The organism is Paenibacillus sp. FSL L8-0435 (assembly GCF_037965655.1).
Taxonomy (GTDB): domain Bacteria; phylum Bacillota; class Bacilli; order Paenibacillales; family Paenibacillaceae; genus Paenibacillus.
Genome location: NZ_CP150185.1, coordinates 3,445,280 through 3,464,142, shown reverse-complemented (window position 1 = coordinate 3,464,142; position 18,863 = coordinate 3,445,280). Strand labels below are relative to the sequence as shown.

The 18,863-nt window shown below is 44.2% G+C and carries 14 protein-coding genes; 5 read left to right on the top strand and 9 right to left on the bottom strand.

The features are described from left to right. Positions 1-492: 492 nt before the first annotated feature. Positions 493-1,446, top strand: a complete 954-nt coding sequence (locus NST33_RS15070) for an ABC transporter substrate-binding protein (RefSeq protein ID WP_339185203.1) — start codon at positions 493-495, stop codon at positions 1,444-1,446. 172 nt (positions 1,447-1,618) lie between these two features. Then, a complete protein-coding gene (locus NST33_RS15065) occupies positions 1,619-3,343 on the top strand; it encodes an AraC family transcriptional regulator (protein ID WP_221821162.1) in 1,725 nt (574 codons plus the stop codon). A gap of 35 nt (positions 3,344-3,378) precedes the next feature. On the opposite strand, the gene NST33_RS15060 is transcribed toward NST33_RS15065, so the two are convergent. From NST33_RS15060 to NST33_RS15050, 3 genes are all read right to left on the bottom strand, one after another. After that, a complete protein-coding gene (locus NST33_RS15060; protein WP_221821161.1) occupies positions 3,379-4,029 on the bottom strand; it encodes a hypothetical protein in 651 nt (216 codons plus the stop codon). A 195-nt stretch (positions 4,030-4,224) separates the two neighbouring features. Next, positions 4,225-5,256, bottom strand: a complete 1,032-nt coding sequence (locus NST33_RS15055; protein WP_221821160.1) for a ketopantoate reductase family protein — start codon at positions 5,254-5,256, stop codon at positions 4,225-4,227. Positions 5,257-5,269: 13 nt separating this feature from the next. Further along, entirely contained in the window at positions 5,270-6,016 is a 747-nt protein-coding gene (locus tag NST33_RS15050) for an acetoacetate decarboxylase (RefSeq protein ID WP_221821159.1), read from the bottom strand. Between the two features lie 151 nt (positions 6,017-6,167). Between NST33_RS15050 and NST33_RS15045 the strand changes: the two genes are divergently transcribed. After that, on the top strand, positions 6,168-7,055 hold the full coding sequence (locus NST33_RS15045) for a LysR family transcriptional regulator (RefSeq protein ID WP_221821158.1): 888 nt from the start codon (positions 6,168-6,170) through the stop codon (positions 7,053-7,055). Positions 7,056-7,142: 87 nt separating this feature from the next. Here NST33_RS15045 and NST33_RS15040 read toward each other — a convergent pair whose 3' ends face one another. Next, positions 7,143-8,549 carry a glycoside hydrolase family 4 gene (locus NST33_RS15040; protein ID WP_221821157.1) on the bottom strand — a complete coding sequence of 469 codons (1,407 nt, stop codon included), beginning with the start codon at positions 8,547-8,549 and terminating at the stop codon, positions 7,143-7,145. Positions 8,550-8,725: 176 nt separating this feature from the next. On the opposite strand from NST33_RS15040, the gene NST33_RS15035 reads away from it, so the two are divergent. Next, positions 8,726-9,577, top strand: a complete 852-nt coding sequence (locus NST33_RS15035; protein ID WP_221821156.1) for an AraC family transcriptional regulator — start codon at positions 8,726-8,728, stop codon at positions 9,575-9,577. 98 nt (positions 9,578-9,675) lie between these two features. On the opposite strand, the gene NST33_RS15030 is transcribed toward NST33_RS15035, so the two are convergent. The 5 genes from NST33_RS15030 to NST33_RS15010 form a co-directional block, all read right to left on the bottom strand. Then, on the bottom strand, positions 9,676-10,800 hold the full coding sequence (locus tag NST33_RS15030) for a phosphotransferase (RefSeq protein ID WP_339308523.1): 1,125 nt from the start codon (positions 10,798-10,800) through the stop codon (positions 9,676-9,678). A 173-nt stretch (positions 10,801-10,973) separates the two neighbouring features. Next, positions 10,974-12,440 carry a 6-phospho-beta-glucosidase gene (gene ascB / locus NST33_RS15025; protein WP_307412689.1) on the bottom strand — a complete coding sequence of 489 codons (1,467 nt, stop codon included), beginning with the start codon at positions 12,438-12,440 and terminating at the stop codon, positions 10,974-10,976. A 42-nt stretch (positions 12,441-12,482) separates the two neighbouring features. Then, complete coding sequence (locus NST33_RS15020; protein ID WP_339308520.1) at positions 12,483-14,420, bottom strand: beta-glucoside-specific PTS transporter subunit IIABC; 1,938 nt, start codon at positions 14,418-14,420, stop codon at positions 12,483-12,485. Between the two features lie 158 nt (positions 14,421-14,578). Then, positions 14,579-15,427: a PRD domain-containing protein gene (locus tag NST33_RS15015; protein WP_237175330.1), complete on the bottom strand. Its 849-nt coding sequence runs from the start codon at positions 15,425-15,427 to the stop codon at positions 14,579-14,581. Between the two features lie 232 nt (positions 15,428-15,659). Next, complete coding sequence (locus NST33_RS15010; RefSeq protein ID WP_076210729.1) at positions 15,660-16,592, bottom strand: ArsR family transcriptional regulator; 933 nt, start codon at positions 16,590-16,592, stop codon at positions 15,660-15,662. Positions 16,593-16,800: 208 nt separating this feature from the next. On the opposite strand from NST33_RS15010, the gene NST33_RS15005 reads away from it, so the two are divergent. Then, entirely contained in the window at positions 16,801-18,309 is a 1,509-nt protein-coding gene (locus NST33_RS15005; protein ID WP_047843004.1) for an alpha-N-arabinofuranosidase, read from the top strand. Positions 18,310-18,863 lie beyond the last annotated feature (554 nt).

Genomic DNA, 18,863 nt, shown 5'->3' with positions numbered 1-18,863 from the left:
TACCCCCAACAGAAAGTGTATCTGATACCAAAAAAAGCAGAAAAAAGAGGCTACTCGTCAAGTTATACACTGACAAGTAGCCCTTTTTGCATCATAACCCGCGCGAAGACACAGAGCATCCCATGACGGGATAAGCCCTGATTCTCGCGTGATTATGAAATCCGCTGCCCTTGCCAGCCTCTCTGGACTGAATTAAAGGTACCAGTATTCAATTACATCCTATTATTTTGGAAAAACCTGCAGTTGTCAATGTAATTATTATCCAAAGGTTATTAATTCCTTATACAGCAAGCTGTTTTTGATCACGCATACTCCGATGACAACACACCTGCGGATTGAAAATAAAGCAACGAACAAATAGATACACGCATTGACATTTGTACAAATAAATTCACTGCGTTTTTTTCATTGTAAGCCGCTGAAAAGGCACCTATAATTACGTTGTAATTGATAATGGTTATCAATGAGAAAAAGAGAACTTAGGGGGAAACAATGATGAACAGTACAATAAAGAAACACCTATTCATATGGGGAGCATGCTTCCTTCTTCTATCCGTCCTTGCAGCATGCAGCCGTTCGGAAAGCGCTCCTTCACAAGAAGCTGTGAAGACCAACGAACAAACGACAAAAAGCTATACAACCCAAACAGGCGAAGTGATTGAAATACCCACTCAGCCGCAACGGGTGATCTATCTTGGTTCAACACTTGGAGATCTCCTCGCCATGGATATTCCCGTCGTTGGAGCCAATCTGATTCATGCTTCCGAAAGCTATATTGTAGACCGATTAGAAGGTATTGAGGATGTCGGAAATCCTGGTGATTTGGAGGCAATAACAGCCTTGCAGCCTGACTTGATTTTGAATGGTTATAACCAAGATGCTGACCGAAACACCGCTTTTTCGAAGATTGCGCCTACCATTCCGTTCAACTCGGCGTTACCATTTACGGAACGCGTCCGCGAACTTGGCAACATTTTTGGCAAACAGGATGAGGCAGAGCAATGGATCAGCAGATTTGATACAAAAGCGGAAGCGATGTGGGACAAGCTGAATGTGGCAGAGGGCGAGACAGCGACCATCTTCTTGCAGTTGGGTAAACAGCTCTATGCGATGGGCAATCGTTCATTGGGTGTAGTCTTGTATCAAGAGCACGGATTTGCAATTCCACCAGCAATCCAGCAAAACATTATCGACAAGGAGCTAACATTCGTCGAACTTTCGGAAGAACTAATGCCGGACTATGCAGGAGATCATCTCTTTGTCCTAACGCTGGATAATGACGAAAGTCGAGCTGAATCTGATCGGTTGTTACAGAGCACACTATGGAAAACATTGCCGGCCGTTCAGCAAGGACACGTTTACACAGCATCAGCCGATTGGAATACCGACAACCTGCTGGCACTGGAGCAATTGCTTGATGAACTACCGAAATGGATGAATCAATAATATCGCATAGATAACGTCAAAAATCCTCCAACCCCTTTGGGTTATGGAGGATTTTTGGATTTTGTAAACTTTTACTGCGTGTAATAAGGTCTGTAACGAAACATTCTCTAACGTGTAAAATGTGGTAAACTAGTAATTGAGAATTATTATCACTAGATCGGAGTGCTCCAGAATGCAAATGGCTTCCCTTTACATCCAACTGCAGCAGCATGATCTGCTTCAGCTCACACCACTGCAGGAAACCAATCATCATAATCCATCAACCAAGAGCAAGGCTGCCAATGAATATACATTGCTTATTGCTCTGGATCATGGAATTCGGCTGTTAACAAACAACATCTCCCAAGATCTGAGCCAAGGCAGTTGTATTCTGCTCCCTACTCAGCAATCATACATTGTCAAAACGATAAAAGAGCAAGCGCATATAGCTCGGTTTACCTTTCTTGCTTTTCAAGTGGATCAGTTGACTCTGCTTCCGGCTTGCCCTCCTCTTATTCTGGGCTTTCCTTACAGGCTGTCTCTTTCTACTATAAAATTGGCGTTGACAGGAGAGGACTGGATCTCTCCGCTGCCTTTGCAATCAAACAAGCAAAATCGGTTGCAGGAGAAGAAATTTACGCCTACGCATCATTCAAAATCAGCAGTTACTCAGGTCCGGCTGCAACTGATACTTAGCCTGATGGCTCAGCTAGAAAGCGCTGCTCCGCCAGTGCAAAATGATCAAGCGGTACAGCGTACACTCAGCTATATGGAGCAGCACTACAACGAAGATCTTACCGTAGAGCTTTTGGCCGAAATGGCCGGCATGGTACGATGGCAATATAGCAAATTGTTTAAGGTGATGACTGGCAAGAAGCCGACGGACTACCTGACAGAGATTAGGGTCCAGCACGCTAAAAGACTACTGTCCCGTTCTACCGAGACCTTACGTGAAATATCCCGACAAGTCGGTTTTAAGGATGAGTATTATTTCAGTCGACGCTTTCATCAGCTCACAGGACACCCTCCCCGGGAATACGCCAATATACTAAGACGTACCAGGCAAAGAACGATAACCGATTCCCTCGGCAGGCAGATTTCCCTCCCAGATGCGGCTATACGAATCGTGGCCACAGGTACCAATACCCTTGGTGAGTTGCTTGCTATCGGTATCCGTCCAGTCGGCGCGGGTATAACTACAATGAAATCACAAGTCATATATCGAAACAAACTGCATCAGATCCCGGATATTGGACTGCAAGGCGTACCGGAACAAGTCTCCCTACTGAACCCTGATCTTATACTGTTAGGCAACTATAGTGAGCAGCAGTTACCTCGACTGGATGCCATTGCCCCTACCATCGTTTATCACGAATCAACCAGCACTTTTGAGCGTCTTCGTTATATTGCGGATCTTTTCGGTCGAAGCAGAACGGCTGAACAGTGGATCGACCGCTATGAGGAGAGTGTCAGGAGGATACGGCGACAATTGGCGGATGATTATATTGCAGGAGAACGAGCAACTGTTTATCTGGTGCTGGGCAGAAACATATATGTTATGGGACAGACGGGATTTGCTGCTACCGTGTATGAATCACTTGGCTTTCGACCCACTGAATCCGTAAATCAACTGATCATTAATGGCAGACCTTGGATACAAATCGATCACAATAAAATCACACAATACGCTGGAGACCGAAACTTCGTGATGATACCTCAGGAGGAGATGCATTTAAATATTCCTTCTCCACTCCAAAGTTTGGTTGGCATGTTGGGACCCGGTAATGTATTTGTAGTAGAAGCTGGCTGGAATTACGATGATCCTCTTACGCGTGAGAGGTTACTGACGGTTCTCCCCTCTATTTTTGCTAAGGAAGGACTGGCACCTGTACTAGCAAATGGAAAAAATAAACCGTGAAGCACGGTTTATTTTTTCAAAACATTTTCACCATCTTACGATATGTGTTCAACAACCTCTGGTAATACTCTTTCGTATTCCTTATATAAAACATAACGATTAACACCTCTGGAAGAGTTAAGTGCTTCATGCGCGTGCTGAATAGCGGTATCACGGTTTTCTGCTTTGAGTTCAATACCCGCGAGCAATGTTGATCGCATCCACTGTTTTTTAATGGATTGAAGTCTTTCAAGCGCTACTTCACTTTTCCCGTCTTCCAAGAGTAGAATGGTTTCGTAATATGTACGGTAGTCCGATAAGCCGATATGAGGTACAGCTTGCCGAATGGCAAACATATCCTTGCGATATAATCCGTGAGCTGCCTTGAACTGTGCTTGTGTTGTTCTTCTCTTATATTTCTGCATAATTTGCTCCATAACTAGTTCTACCTCATCATCAAGTCTGTTTGCAAGAACATAAATAATGTATGTCCCAGGTGTATTTTGTTGCTTGGATAAAAAGGACTCTAAACGATCTATACGCTTATCAAATACTAAAGGATAAAAAACATGCTTAATAAACGCGATAAGAATGGTAACGACTACAACCCCCACAATCAGAAATAGAGGATATTCGTTTATTTGCATAAACAAGACAAACATTAATACAACCAAATAAAACCCGAATTCCCACCAAGAGTACCTCATAATGAATCTCCTTCGAATAGAAAAATAACCAGCAAGTCTACATTATATCAAATTTAATCCCCCTTTTTGTATAATATTAGGAAACAAAAATTACAAAGAATATTCTATCCGTCGTAAATTCAAGCCTGACTAGATTTACTGATGCAACAAAAAAGCCGCTATATTAGCGACTTTCAGTTGAAATAATTGAAATTATTATTGTGCACTTAATAGTTCTTCAAAAGCTTTTATGTTCGTGTCAAAATCAGGAACGGTTCGCGTTTCTTCAGCAGATTTGACCAGTTTTACAACTAAATCATTATAAGGTGTCACAATTCCAGTACCTTCTGCCCTGCTGGAAACAACCCCGTTAATATAATCAATCTCTGTTTTGCGGTTTTTCTCCAGATCTTGAAGCATGCTTGCTTTGAGCAGTCTGGAGGGCTCCATCACGTAACGTAATGTTTTCACCCGTTCAGGAATATCTTCTGTGCTGTTCAGTTCGAGTGAAGCGATGTCGAATCCATTCATTTTAACCAAAGTGACCCCATTGGCACGAGCAACTTTAATCGTCTCGTCCGCAATATGAGCTGCACTCACAATGCCGGCTTCATGATCGATAATGTCTCCGTATTCCCCATTCAATGCAGCGGACAAACCACTGAATGCATTGTTAATCAACAATTTGGACCATTTGGTTCCAACCAGGTTATCGGAAATATGTGTTCCACCCACAAGATCCAACACCGATTTCACACGTTGAATTCGTTCGGTGATTTCACCATTTAATTCGCCAATCTGAAAAGCATACTGCTTAAATTGAGTGTACTCGGTAGTCAGACTTGATACACCTGGTTCAATGAACGTAGCGCCAAATTCAACGGAGCCTGCAATGACACGTTTTTCACCCACGATGGACGCCACTTTTTCTTCCGGAATCCCGTTCTGCAAGGAACACACCATACTGTCTTCTTTCAAAAATGGAAGTAATTCCTGAAGAATTGAATCGTTATAAAGTTGTTTGGTTAATAGTAAAACGAGGTCATACTGTCCTGATTTTTGATCAGGAGTAATTGCGTTTACTTTGGCCTGAAACTCTGTAGTACCTGTTACTCTAGCACCTGTCTGATTTAAAGCATTTACATGTTCCTGATATGCATCAATTAACTCAACGTCCAGTCCCCCATCCGCAAGGTATGCCCCGACGATGGTTCCCAAAGATCCTGCGCCTACAATTGCAATTCTCATTTTAATTTCCTCCTTATTTTTCTTCCAGATAGTTATATACAGGTTGTGCTGCGTTTAAGGTTAGGTTGGTAAGGATATGAGAAGCGGACACCACTTCCAACACAGGCAGATCTGCAAGAGGTGCAAGCGCATGTTCGAACAGTTGAAGTCGGGCAGGTCCTGTCCAAGCTTCCTTCACTTCGATGTCCGTAATTTGAGTACGGATCAGATCACATATTCTTAAATTCCCGGTATAGTCCGTAGCAATCTTAATCATAAAATTAGGTCGGCATATTTCACGTTTGGCGAACTCCTTATCCATCTCCACATGTTTATAGCCCATCGTTGCCGTGGCTACACGCAGCGTCCCATAATCTAGTGTGCCAACAAGTGTATCTGAATCGGTATACAACTTGGGCGCACCCAGCTTTTTCGGATAGGCGGTGAGCTCTCGACCACTTGCAATCGCGGGGAAATTATCTACATACATCGAATGTACATAATCGCCTTCCTCCCCATTGAATTGTACAGGGATAACTTGTCCAGCTTCTGTATAAGCACCCAGTCCAGAAACATCTGGCATCCACATCACTTCGAATTTAACCAGTGGTTCCGTAATTTCGAGAGGTTCTGGTACGGCTGCCCACAACGCTTTTTCATCAGTTCGGTAAATAATATTCAAGTATTCACGATTCACGAATTTGTACGGTGGCATCGGGTATGCCGGAGCCGTTAGGGGTGTATTCAGATTTTTAGCTATGTTATTCACATCGATTTTCATCAAAGACACCTACCTTATAAATTTAGTTGAATTTTGTTAGTTAAAATTTGATCTGTATCTCATAAAAAAATTCTACATCAATATTTAAATTTAATATAATACATAATAAGTACTATATATATTTATCAGAATAAATAAGGAGTGCAGATAAATGGAATTGCTTCAGCTCAAATACTTTCAGATCGTTGCCTATACTGAGCATATCTCCAAGGCAGCTGCGCAATTGAATATTGCTCAACCTTCCCTAAGCTTGACGATTAAAAGACTTGAGGATGAACTGGGTACCCCTCTATTTCATAGGAGAGGACGAAACATTCAATTGAATCCCTCAGGTGAAATTTTATTGAAACATGTGAACAGGATTTTTATTGAAATTGAAAATGCAGAGATGGAGATTAAAGCGGAGGAACAGCAAATATCCAATACAATCCGGATCTCAATTACGAATACTCGGTTCCTCACAGGTCTCATTAGTGACTATATCAACGGTTCCCCCGAAACCAAGCTTCATCAGGGTATTGGGACCCGCAGTGAAATTATTACAGGTTTGAAGAAAGGTGACATGCATCTGGGGATTACGGGGCATCCGATTCAGGATGAGGAGATTGAGAGTGTTGTCCTGGTTGAGGAGGATATTGTTCTGGTTGTGCCCACGGATCATGCATACGGCGGAGAGACAAGAATTTCATTAAATGTTGTTGCAAATGAGCCCTTTATTGCCCTTGCCGATAATAAGGAGTACAGCCGATTTACCACCATGCTCTGTGAAAAAGCAGGTTTCCTGCCCAATCATGCATTTGAGGTCGATTCTCATACCCTGCTTGAAATTATCAGGCTTAATCAGGGTGTTGCATTACTTCCGATCTCCGTATGTAGAGCACTGGGGTTACGTTATGTAAAAATTGCTGATGATTCCGCTATATATCCAATTAGCCTCTCCTGGGTCAAACAAAAATGGTTATCTCCTGCTGTAAGAGAATTTCGTAATTTTATTACTTCGTACTATGAAGACCATGCTGGATTGTTTAAAGTGGAGTAGGATTTCTTGATACATGACAAACGATAAAAACAAAGACCACGTAGTCCCTTGGAAGGAACCGACGTGGTCTTTGATCGTTATCTACTCTTAGCTATACTGCAGTCTATCCTTGTACCAAACGTCAGGAATCATCTTACGCTCCAATTCCAACAATTCATGGATGATCTTGTCCGCGTCACTGATGGAATTCACGAGCGGGTCGGTGAGCATCGCCCTTCTCAGCTTCTCGTAGCTCTGTTCCAGAACAGCTTCAACCGTAAGCTCATGCGTATCCAGTACAAGTTCTTGCATCCCTCTAATTCCGCGCGGCATTTCGCCTACATGGAGTGGCTTCACTCCATCCATATCTACATCGCACAGGAGTTCCAGGAACGAATCGTTATTCATATTGGTTACGGCGCCTTGATTGAGCGTATTGATAAAGAACTTTTTGCCCAAGTTCCCCACCATATTCTCAATGATGTCGGTCGCATGATCCGGTCCAAAGGTGCTCATATAATCGGCAATCGGGATGTTCCCTGCAAGAAAGTCATCCACCTGACGCCACATTTCGTCATGACGCTCATACCTGTCCTCTGTCTCCCAGATCGATAATGGAGGAATGGTGTCCGCAGTTTTGCCGAGACCCTGCCAATACCGCACGTATTCCTTCGTATGCGCCGTACAAGTGGGAATGATTCCGAAAATATCATATAGTTCATAGGTAATCGCATCGTTAAAAAGAGCTTTTGCGCCGCGATCACCGCCGTTATTCTCATCACCTGCCAGCTTGCGCATGGCTTCTGCAATTGTGGGCATCACATTTTTTCCTTCATACTCGGCTTTGAGCAGCCAAGTGAAATGATTAACACCCGCGATACGAAAATCGAATTTCTGGTTGATCTCTTCGGTGAACTGGCTTGTATTTTCAATGATTCCGGCTCGTACAGCATAATAGGCTTTTTTATGCGGCATATGATGACTATCGCACAGCGCAAATGATTTGAGACTGGGTGCATATCGATGTAATGCGATGCCATGAACGGTAGACGGGTTAATATAATTGATCACCCAAGCATCCGGACACAACTCCTCAATGTCTTTAGCACATTCCATAATAACCGGCAGTTCCCGCATCGCGCGAAAGATTCCACCAGGGCCAATTGTATCGCCGGAACACATACGAATTCCATACTTTAGAGAAACCTGGCAGTCAATGCCCCGATATTTCACCGATTCTTCCGCAAAGCTGAGCACAACGAAGTCGGCTCCCGGTAGTACCTCTCTTCGGTCCACTGAACCCTCAATCTTTAGGGATACGTTGTTCTCCTTGGCGACCATCTCCGCTAGTTTTACCATTTTCGAAAGCCGTTCCTCGTCCGTATCCACCAAAGCCAGCGTTCCCTGATTCAAATATGGGGAGTGTACCATCTGCCAGATGGACTGCCGACCAAAAAACAGGCTGCCCGCCCCAATAACAACTACCTTTGGATGTTGTGTACTTGTAGCATTCATCAATAACCCCTCCTCTTAACGATATAAGTTCATTATAGGTGAGTGAGCTGGAATCGGAATGTGTGATAGTTTTCAAAACATGTCATATCGTACGATAGTTAACAAGAGATAAATCCTTTGTTATGATAGTGAAATATAAAGGATGTCATAAAGTCGAGAGGATTAGGTTGGATTAGATGCACACAGGAACTGTAAATATGAGTATAATCGACGAACTTTCGGAGTATATCACACTTCGCATGAGCTCTTATTTGGAACAAACGCATGACGGCAATTGGACGGAGCACAAGTCTCATTCCGATTATGATCTGTGGTTCATTACAGCAGGCTCCCTCAAGATTACCATCGATGGAATCGAGCATATGGCGAACCCGGGTGACGTCGTGTTTTTTTATCCGGATATGCCCTACACGGCTTCCACGACTGGAGAGTTGTGCCGATTCGTATACATGCACTTTGATTTCAGCATCGCTGAGCAGAAACGAATTCTCAGCGAGTTTCAACTCCCAGGCATCGTACCTGGCAATCTGATTCAAGAGGAATCAACGCTGTTCACCTCGTCCTATCGAAGATTCAAGCAGAGTAGCGGCGCTTCCGCCAGTCCACTTTACTTGAAAGCCTCTCTGCTTCTCGTCATCGCCAAAATTTTGGAATTACACGGGCAAGGCCTGTATCACGGTGAGTTTCTGAAAGACCGAAAACCGAGGAAGATCGAAGGAAGTCTGGAGGTTCTGCAGAATGTCTTTCCATACGTGGATGCAAATCTGCATCGTGCCATCCGAGTTAACGAACTTGCAGATATTGCCGGCGTCTCTGAGAAATATTTTATTTCTTTGTTCAAAAAAATTCTCGGTATTACACCGGGGCAGTATATCAATCAGATCAAAATGAACCGGGCGAGAGACTATCTGTACGAGAAAAAATATACGATCCAGCAAATTGCCGGATTTCTAGGTTATCCCGACCCCTTTACGTTCTCCAAAGCATTCAAAAAATTCTACAACGTGCCCCCTTCCAAATTCGAATAACATGCCGCAGACAAACAAAGAGGCAACCGGTCAATCCGGCTGCCTCCCCACTTGATGAATCCTTGGTTATTCAGGGTTTAGTTTACGTACAGCTCCCTTCAGCGTTCCTCATACTCAAAAGGAGCTTCAGTGGAATACATCTCATGGAAAAATCCTTTATACTGTATAGCCTCTTCCAGACATTTAATGAGATACAACAGTTCTTCGTTAGCTTCTGGTTCTTCGCCAGCACGCTGCATTTCCTCAAATTGACCTAGAATATTCTCCAAGAGAGTGACTTGAATAAATAAAGGCAGCTTCTCCAGCATCGAATCTTCGATCTTGGTTTCGGAAGTATATCCAGCGAGGGCGGTTTGGAAATAGTCATCCATGAACTGTTTGCGTTTATCCGCATCCGGCTCAAACTGAATCCAGCCGACGCCGTGCGTCCATAGATCTGCCAGATCATACATATACCAACCGAAGCATGAATTATCAAAATCATACACGGTGATCTGACCGGTATCAAAATCGATCGAGTAATTCCCGTCATTATAATCAAAATGGATCATGCCGAATGTCTCTTGGTTTGTATCCAAACCTTGTAAGGTATTCAGGAGCTCAACCATCTTCTCCTTAAGCAGAGGGAATGATTCAGGTACCAGATTATCGATATATTCACCGCTGTAATTGTCAATCAAATGATGCCGGCGATGGACGGGAGTGTACCCTTTCGATAGTTGATGCATCCTGCCCAGAACTTTTCCGCTATTATAATAGTATTCGCTAATTGGGACCCCTTCACGGTACTGATAATGGTTTTCTACCAGCAACTTCCCCTTGGCTTTTACAAACATACAGATAAAGAACGTATGCTCATTATAAGTGATCTCTTCTAACAGATGACCCTTTTTCGAGCTAACTACATTCGAGACACTTGCACCGTGCTCAAACAGATACCGGACATACTCCAGTTCGGCAATGTAATCTTCCCGCTTTCTGTCAGGCAAAAAAGACACCCGTAGAATTAGCGATTCACGCCCCTCTTGCTCGCAAGTGTAAACGACATTACGTCCACCCTCATGAGGCGGAATAAGCTGAATATTGTAACCCTCCAGATGAAACAGCTGGGGTACCAGCGTCAGTACATGCGTATTGCTGATGTTAACAGCTTCGTTAAAATTAATAATAATCTCCTCCAGTAAACATTGTTTGGACGGTTTCCCGCACTGCAATGTCCACAAAAGGAATCCCTGTAACGCAAATATCCTTCTGTGAACCTAAAGCAAAATCACCTTGTTAGACATTGAATTCACTCCTCTTGTTTGAATATCACAAGTTTACATAATTATCCCTGATTTTACTAGTGTAAAATAAAGAACCGCCCATACGGGCGGCGTGTAAGAATTTTGTATAATTACAGGATTTCTCCGTTCGTTTCAATAACTTGTTTGTACCAGTAGAAGGAATCCTTGCGGGTTCTTTCCAATGAACCATTGCCGGCATTGTCTTGATCTACATAAATGAAACCATAACGTTTGCCCATTTCAGAAGTCGAGCAGCTAATGATATCGATAGGTCCCCAGCTAGTGAAACCCATCAATTCAACGCCGTCAGCGACAGCTTCTTTCATCTGTTCAATGTGGCTGCGCAAGTAATTGATGCGATAAGGGTCATGCACTGCCCCGTCCTCTTCCGGTGTGTCGATAGCACCCAGCCCGTTCTCAACGATGAAGAGCGGCATCCGGTAACGATCATACAATCGGTTCAGCGCGACGCGAAGACCAATTGGATCGATAGGCCATCCCCATTCGGTAGCTTTCAGATGCGGGTTTTTGATCTGACTGACCAGCATACCAGAGTTGCTGTTGTCATTGGGATCATATTTTCCGATATACGTCATGTAATAACTGAAAGCAATAAAGTCCACGGTATTGTCCCGGATAATGGCATCGTCCTCAGGAGCTTTAACCAGTTCAATGCCGTTTTCCTCAAAATATCTTTGCATATAGGATGGGTATTCGCCTCGTGCCTGCACCTCTGGGTAGAACAGGTTCATCTGATCTTCCTTCAGCGTCTGCAGAACGTCCTCCGGTTTACTAGAAGCAGCATACGTTTCCAGACGGCAGATCATACAGCCGATTTGTGCATTCGGCATTTTCTCTTTTCCGCTTTTGACAGCCAGCGCACTAGCTACAAACTGATGATGCGTTGCCTGATAAGCCACTTGCTCCGGGTTTCCCTTGATTTTATCTTCCAGAATGCCGCCGCCAGTATACAGACTTGTCAGCATCATGTTCATTTCATTGAAGGTGATCCAGTATTTCACTTTGTCTTTGTAACGGTCAAACAGCGTATTGGCAAATTTCAGATACAGATCGATCATCTCGCGGCTTTCCCAGCCGTTGTATTTGCGGGTTAACTCAACGGGCATCTCGTAGTGAGAGATCGTTACGAGCGGCTCAATGCCGTATTTCAAAAGTTCGTCGAGCACGTTATCATAGAAGGCAAGTCCAGCTTCATTGGGAACTGCTTCTTCTCCTGTTGGGAAGATCCGTGTCCACGCGATCGAAAGACGAAACACTTTGAAACCCATCTCTGCAAACAAGGCAATGTCTTCTTTGTAGCGATGATAGAAATCCACGCCGTTCCGTTTCGGGAAATATACGTCTGTGTTACCGCTCAGATATTCTTCCAATTGAACAGAATCCACGTCGAAGGTAAAATCCTTGCCATTGCGCTCCTCATGTGGAACGAATGGAGCCATGTCTGAGGTAGATAGTCCTTTGCCGTCTGCGTCATATGCACCTTCGAGCTGATTGGCAGCGGTAGCTCCGCCCCATAAAAATCCTTCAGGAAATGAGTGTTTAATTGTTTTTGTCATGTTATTTCTCTCCTTTTTTTGTATGTGGTATGCATGAAGCTGTCAACGAACGGTGAGGAGAAGCAATTCATTCATTGGAATCACCCCCTTCACCTGAACAGGTACTACATCGAGGTAATCCGGCGTATTGGTTACAATGACTGGTGTCACAAGATCAATACCCGCACCCTGGATGCCATCCATATCAAATTCCAGAAGCAAATCACCCTTCTTCACTTCTTGTCCAGCAACAACCTTCACGTCAAAATATTTCCCTTTGAGCGACACACTGTTTAGTCCAACATGAATGAGAATGTCGATTCCACTGGATGATGTCAGCATTATCGCATGTTTACTTTTGGCAACCAACGTGACGGTTCCGTCAAAAGGAGCTGTAACACGTCCATCCTGCGGACGAATGGCAATACCTTTCCCGGTCATTTCCTCGGCAAACGTTTGATCGGGAAGCTCTGCGAGCGGCACCAATTCACCAATGAGCGGGCTGAAAACCTCTCCTTTCTTTTCCTCAATGGAATGTACTGTTACAGATGTCACCATTTCTTGAGAGAAGGCAGTGGTTGTCTCCTGTTCCTGTTCGGTTAATTTTTTTGCTGAGTCGGACATGGCAGAATCGCGTGTATTTGGCTCATCCCACTTGAGCAGTAAAGTCACCACGAAGGAAACGCTAAAGCTGATGCCTATTCCGATTAATGCATACCAGAAATTGGACATGCCACCATTCGGCCCAATGTATAACGGAAGTGAAAGCAATCCTGGTACAGCAAAACCGAAGCATTTCAGACCCACTGCAGTAATAAAGCCACCCCCTGCTGCTCCACCGATGAGTGAAGCGTAAAATGGTTTTTTCAGCTTCAAGGTGACACCGTACAGTGCGGGTTCAGTAATGCCAAGCAAGGCGGATATGCCACTGGATAAAGCAATGGATTTCATTCTTTTATCTTTGGTCTTGAGGAAAACAGCCGTGACTGCACCAGCCTGGCTCATATTGGTTATCAGGTTGATCGGCAGCAAAAGCACGTCATATCCGAGTTTGCTCAGATTCTGCAAGGTGCCTGGGAAGAACGCATAATGCATTCCCGTCATAACAATCAGAGGCATGAAGCCGCCAAGAATAATGCCGGTTAACGGACCCGAATGGGCAAAGAGCCAAGAAGTGCCCATTTCCAGATAGATACCCATGTAATTCCCTAGGGGGCCAATCGCAATTAATAGAATCGGCACCGTGATGACTAGTACAATCATCGAGGTAAAGATGACTTTGACCGGACCGGGAATAAAACGATCCACCCAGCGATGTACATAACTCAGAAGCCACACGCCCAGAATAATGGGAATAACGGACTGGGTGTAATTCACAATGGACACGGGTAGCGAGAGAAAACGGATCGGTTCAAGCTGGTTTGCCAGATACGCATCCAGCATCGTAGGATACAATAACGTTCCTGCAAGCGTCAGGGCGATATATTCATTCACTTTGAACTTGCGGGCAGATGATAGAGCCAGAAGAAAAGGCAAGAAATAAAAGGCCGCGTTTGCGATGGAAGACAGAACTTGATACTCACCGCTTTTCTCCTGTATCGCTCCAAGTGTAACGAGCAATGCCAGAATCCCCTTTAACATCCCTGTACCTACGATGGCAGGCAGAATCGGAGTGAAAATGCCGGAGATCGTATCCAAAACAGCATTAATCCCTTTAGAGCGTGGCGCGTCTGTTTCGGGCTTCGATATGCCACTCTGCTTCATCTGATCCTCGATTTGCTCATATACGGCTGCAACCTGGTTGCCAATGACCACCTGAAACTGATCGTTTTGAAACTGTGCGCCGAGCACACCATCGAGTGCTTTGATCTGTTCCAATTGAACTTTGTTTTGCTCTCGAACGTTAAAACGAAGCCGTGTGATGCAATGCCAGGCTTGGGTAATATTCTCTTGCCCTCCTGTTAACTGGATAATTTCTTTGGACAACTCCCGATGATTCATGCTGCTTCCTCCTTTTTTGGCGAAAAAAAAACCAAATGTAATACCGGCCCGCTGCAGATGCGGAGTCGGAAACATTTGGTGGTGCCTGATCGAATCAGTAACACTCCATATTCAATTCATATTGATGATGGTATAACTTCAAACAGGTTGTATGGAGATCAATCCGTATCGGTACGGGATGTCACTCTCTCGATGTGGATCATGAGATATACCATCTCATCGGGAGTAATCACGAATCCGCGTTGCTGCTCCATCGCATCCTTTATTTTGAGTGCGCATTGGAAGCTGACAGGATATCGCTCCGACAATACATCATATAGAAATTGCTGATCTTTAAACGAGAGCACTTCCCGGTTCAACTGACGAACAATGAAGTATCTCAGATGGGTGATGAACCTGGAAAAATCAGCAGATTCCTGATTCAGTGCCATTCCAAAATGTTCTGTCATGATACCTAAAATGTCATTAATCATCTGTGTAATTTTAATCGTTTGGTTCATACTGCCCGAGTCGAATTGTGAGTTCACGAAATGAAGGGCAATAGAGCTTGATTCACCAGATGGCAATGAGACTTGAAAAGCATCATTGATTTTTCGAACTGCCCATTCTCCGGCACGGTATTCGGCAGGATATAGATGGCGAATGTCCCAATGAAGCGGATTTTGCACATCCACGCCTTTTTTGAAACGATCCAGCGCAAAATGAATATGGTCCGCAAGTGTTAACAGGATCGAGTCATTCAGCTTTTTTCCGATTATCGTCTTGCCTTCTTCAATAATCTGATCCGTAATATCGATGACTTGCAGTGGGATATCACTGAGAAATTGTTCAACTCGCTGATATTTATCATTCGAGCCAATTCGGAACATTTTCTGGATCTGGCTCTGCTCAATCGGCTGTCCTTTTACTTTTTTGAAGCCAACACCCGTTCCGATGACAATGACTTCGCAGCCTTCGGCGTCTTCCGCCAGTGCGATGTTGTTATTTAACGATTTTTTAAACCTCATGATGCAATCACCCCCAGTATGCAAAAAGCACCACCAATGTCCAATTCACAAGTAATAAACAAACTTGTGGAATCCAGACTTTGGTGGTGCCTGATCGAATCAGTGACACTCCTTATATAGCTGTATCTTATATCAGCTATGTAATCGTTGTCAATACCATTACTCTGGAATTGTTCTGCAGGTGGTTCATCGTGGAACTTTCCCTCTATAAACTGACATCAAAACGAAAATCCTATTCGTCTGGAGTTTTATTTTCCTGAGCATCATAATAGTATCGAATCAGAATATCCTGATCATAGTTGCCAAAACCTTTGCCAAACAGGGTAAGCCCGCCTCGGCCATCTACTCCCTCTTCTGGCTTCAATCCAAAGGTCCAATAGGTGGATGCACCCAGATTCAGGTCTTGAACGCGCACGTCCGAGATGCGCTGACCATCCATAAACGTGCCTTCCCCGTTAATACGCAGCATTTTCAATACACCATACTGATTGACATCCAGCTTCCACCATTGTGGCGTATGTTTACCTTTCCGATCCCCGAAATCGCCAGGGCTTGTCCAAGTACCGAGATCACTGCCGTTAAGGGTAAAGCGAATATCAGACGGCCAGTTTTCGTTCACCTTTGGCGCTTCCGAGCTTAGTTCAAGGGAAATTTCAATCTCTCGAAGATGCTGATCATTATACAGATAATTGGGAATCTTATACTCAAGAAAACCTCGTGCCATCCAAAGGATTCCCGCGTTCACCCGATCCGGGTCCATAAAGCAGGCCGGTGTGTCGTACTGTCCAATCATCTGCGTAGTTGTCGCAATCCCGCAGGTCGGCCACGCTTCATAATCTGTATACTGACCTACCGGTATGGATATTTCATGGTAAGGAGCATCAACAGGCTCTGGTGACAGGTTAATAGTCATGAACTCTCGTACGATAAAACAGTACTTATAGGTTCCGCCGTTCTCCCGTTTCATTCGGCTACCGACAATTCCGGCTTTTTGCAGCTTGCTGACATGTGTACTTACAATAGCTTTGCTCAGAAAAAGCTCTTGGGCAAGCGCATTGATATGCATTTCTCTGTTTTGTAGCAGCAGGCGCACAATGTTTAATCGGGCTTCACTTGCCAGTGCCTCGTAAATTAGCAATGAAGCTGCATCTGTCCCAAGCATCATGATGTTCACTTCCTTTTTGAGTAAAATCGATCTATTTCAATCACAGGATTCGTTATTTAGCGAACTCATCAAAATGAACTTGCTCAATATATAAGCACTATGATACATATTAGATAACAAATCAAGGAATTGATTTTGCTTTTAAGCGAATTCAATATCACTGTTACTTCTTTCAAGAATATGAATTCATCCAATGGAGGTACATACCATGCTTACATCCAAAATGCTTATCGATAAAGACTTTCAGATTGCTGAAGTAGATCCGCGTGTCTATGGTTCATTTATAGAACATCTGGGACGGGCCGTATACGGCGGTATTTATGATCCAGGTCACCCTACGGCAGATGCTCAAGGTTTCCGTCAGGATGCCATTGAAGCGATTAAAGCTTTGAATGTGCCAATTGTTCGTTATCCGGGCGGCAATTTCGTATCCGGTTACAATTGGGAGGACGGCGTTGGTCCGGTAGCGGAACGTAAACGCAGACTTGAACTCGCTTGGTGGACGATTGAAACGAATGCAGTTGGAACAAACGAATTTGCAGATTGGGCCAAACTCGTTGGAACCGAAGTGATGATGGCTGTAAATCTGGGTACTCGCGGCATTGATGCGGCCAGAAACCTGATCGAATACTGCAACCACCCATCTGGCACATACTGGAGTGATCTGCGTATCTCTCACGGTTACAAGGACCCGCATAAATTCAAAACCTGGTGTCTAGGCAACGAAATGGACGGCCCTTGGCAGATTGGTGCAATGACTGCATATGAATATGGGCGTATTGCCAATGAGACCGCTAAAGCGATGAAATGGGTAGACCCGGATATCGAGCTTGTGGCTTGCGGCAGTTCCAGCCGTGACATGAGTACATTTGCAGATTGGGAAGCAACCGTGCTTGATCTCACCTATGAAAATGTGGACTACTTGTCCCTGCATCAGTACTACAACAACAACAAAGACAACACGTATGACTTCCTGGCGACATCGCTGGATCTGGATCAATTTATTGATAGTGTGGCTTCAATCTGTGATTTTGTACAAGCCAAGAAACGCAGCAAAAAGAAATTAATGCTGTCTCTGGATGAATGGAATGTATGGAAATCCATCGGCACAAGCCGTATGGAAGAACGTTGGCAGATTGCGCCTCCAGAGTTTGAAGATGTGTATACACATGAAGATGCACTGGCTGTGGGGTGTTATCTGATTACCATACTCAAGCACGCCGACCGTGTAAAAATGGCTTGCCTTGCCCAGTTGATTAACACCATTGCACCAATCATGACGGAAAATAACGGAGCAATCTGGTTCCAGACGACGTATTTCCCATTCATGCACGCATCCAACTTCGGTCGTGGTACGGTGTTGCGATCCATCACAACTTCACCTAAATATGATTCCAAAGACTTTACAGATGTGCCTTATCTCGAAGCAATCAGTGTGCATGATGAAGAAAACGGCACGATCACGATCTTTGCGGTGAACAGACATCTGGATGAGAAGTTGGAACTGAATGTGGATCTGCGCTCCTTCGGAGAAACGACATTTGTGGAACATATCGTATTGGAGAACAACGACTTGAAAGCCACCAATACCAAAGAAAACCCACGTAACGTTGTTCCTCACAACGGCGGATATACAACGGTTGACCAGGGTAAAGTGCAAGCAGTCTTGAACAAAGCATCATGGAACGTCATTCGTCTGAAAACCAAACAGGCTTAAAGGCTTAATAACAGCGGAATAGAATCGGTTTCCACTCTGCAACAACAGCAATGCTTTTCGCACCGCGTGCAGCTCCCAGCGCGCGGTGCTTTTTGCTGTATGACAGTGGTCGGTCGAACTACATGGTATCAAATTTAGATGTTAGACGAGTATTTGAAACCTCAGTTTTCATTCCTCGCAACGAAGGAATTTAACGAACACAGGAGAAGTTATGATGCAGAATCAGCCCCTTTTCACCTACATTTTGCAGCAAATAGGGTGTGTCTTGTTCGTTAGAATTTTAACGGCTTGATATTGACCCGAATAAGGTTTCTGAAGTTCGTTAGCGCTGAGCAAGCATACTATATTGAGCTAGTTCGAACCTCATATACAGCATAAGCAAATAAGCCACCCTCCGTTTGGCTTACGGAGAGCAGCTTGCAGTTAAGCATCTAGCGGAGAAGATAAGGAACAGACCAGATCAGAAAGAAATCAGATCACCCAACATACTAGCAATGCTTCTTTCCCAAATGCAACGCAGGTTGTGTTCTATTTCACGATTTTCATTTCAAGTA

Bases quoted from the DNA above. Each gene is read 5' to 3' on its own strand.
- NST33_RS15070 (WP_339185203.1), top strand. From the start codon at position 493: ATGATGAACAGTACAATAAAGAAACACCTATTCATATGGGGAGCATGC.
- NST33_RS15065 (WP_221821162.1), top strand. From the start codon at position 1,619: ATGCAAATGGCTTCCCTTTACATCCAACTGCAGCAGCATGATCTGCTT.
- NST33_RS15060 (WP_221821161.1), bottom strand. From the start codon at position 4,029: ATGAGGTACTCTTGGTGGGAATTCGGGTTTTATTTGGTTGTATTAATG.
- NST33_RS15055 (WP_221821160.1), bottom strand. From the start codon at position 5,256: ATGAGAATTGCAATTGTAGGCGCAGGATCTTTGGGAACCATCGTCGGG.
- NST33_RS15050 (WP_221821159.1), bottom strand. From the start codon at position 6,016: ATGAAAATCGATGTGAATAACATAGCTAAAAATCTGAATACACCCCTA.
- NST33_RS15045 (WP_221821158.1), top strand. From the start codon at position 6,168: ATGGAATTGCTTCAGCTCAAATACTTTCAGATCGTTGCCTATACTGAG.
- NST33_RS15040 (WP_221821157.1), bottom strand. From the start codon at position 8,549: ATGAATGCTACAAGTACACAACATCCAAAGGTAGTTGTTATTGGGGCG.
- NST33_RS15035 (WP_221821156.1), top strand. From the start codon at position 8,726: ATGCACACAGGAACTGTAAATATGAGTATAATCGACGAACTTTCGGAG.
- ascB (WP_307412689.1), bottom strand. From the start codon at position 12,440: ATGACAAAAACAATTAAACACTCATTTCCTGAAGGATTTTTATGGGGC.
- NST33_RS15020 (WP_339308520.1), bottom strand. From the start codon at position 14,420: ATGAATCATCGGGAGTTGTCCAAAGAAATTATCCAGTTAACAGGAGGG.
- NST33_RS15015 (WP_237175330.1), bottom strand. From the start codon at position 15,427: ATGAGGTTTAAAAAATCGTTAAATAACAACATCGCACTGGCGGAAGAC.
- NST33_RS15010 (WP_076210729.1), bottom strand. From the start codon at position 16,592: ATGATGCTTGGGACAGATGCAGCTTCATTGCTAATTTACGAGGCACTG.
- NST33_RS15005 (WP_047843004.1), top strand. From the start codon at position 16,801: ATGCTTACATCCAAAATGCTTATCGATAAAGACTTTCAGATTGCTGAA.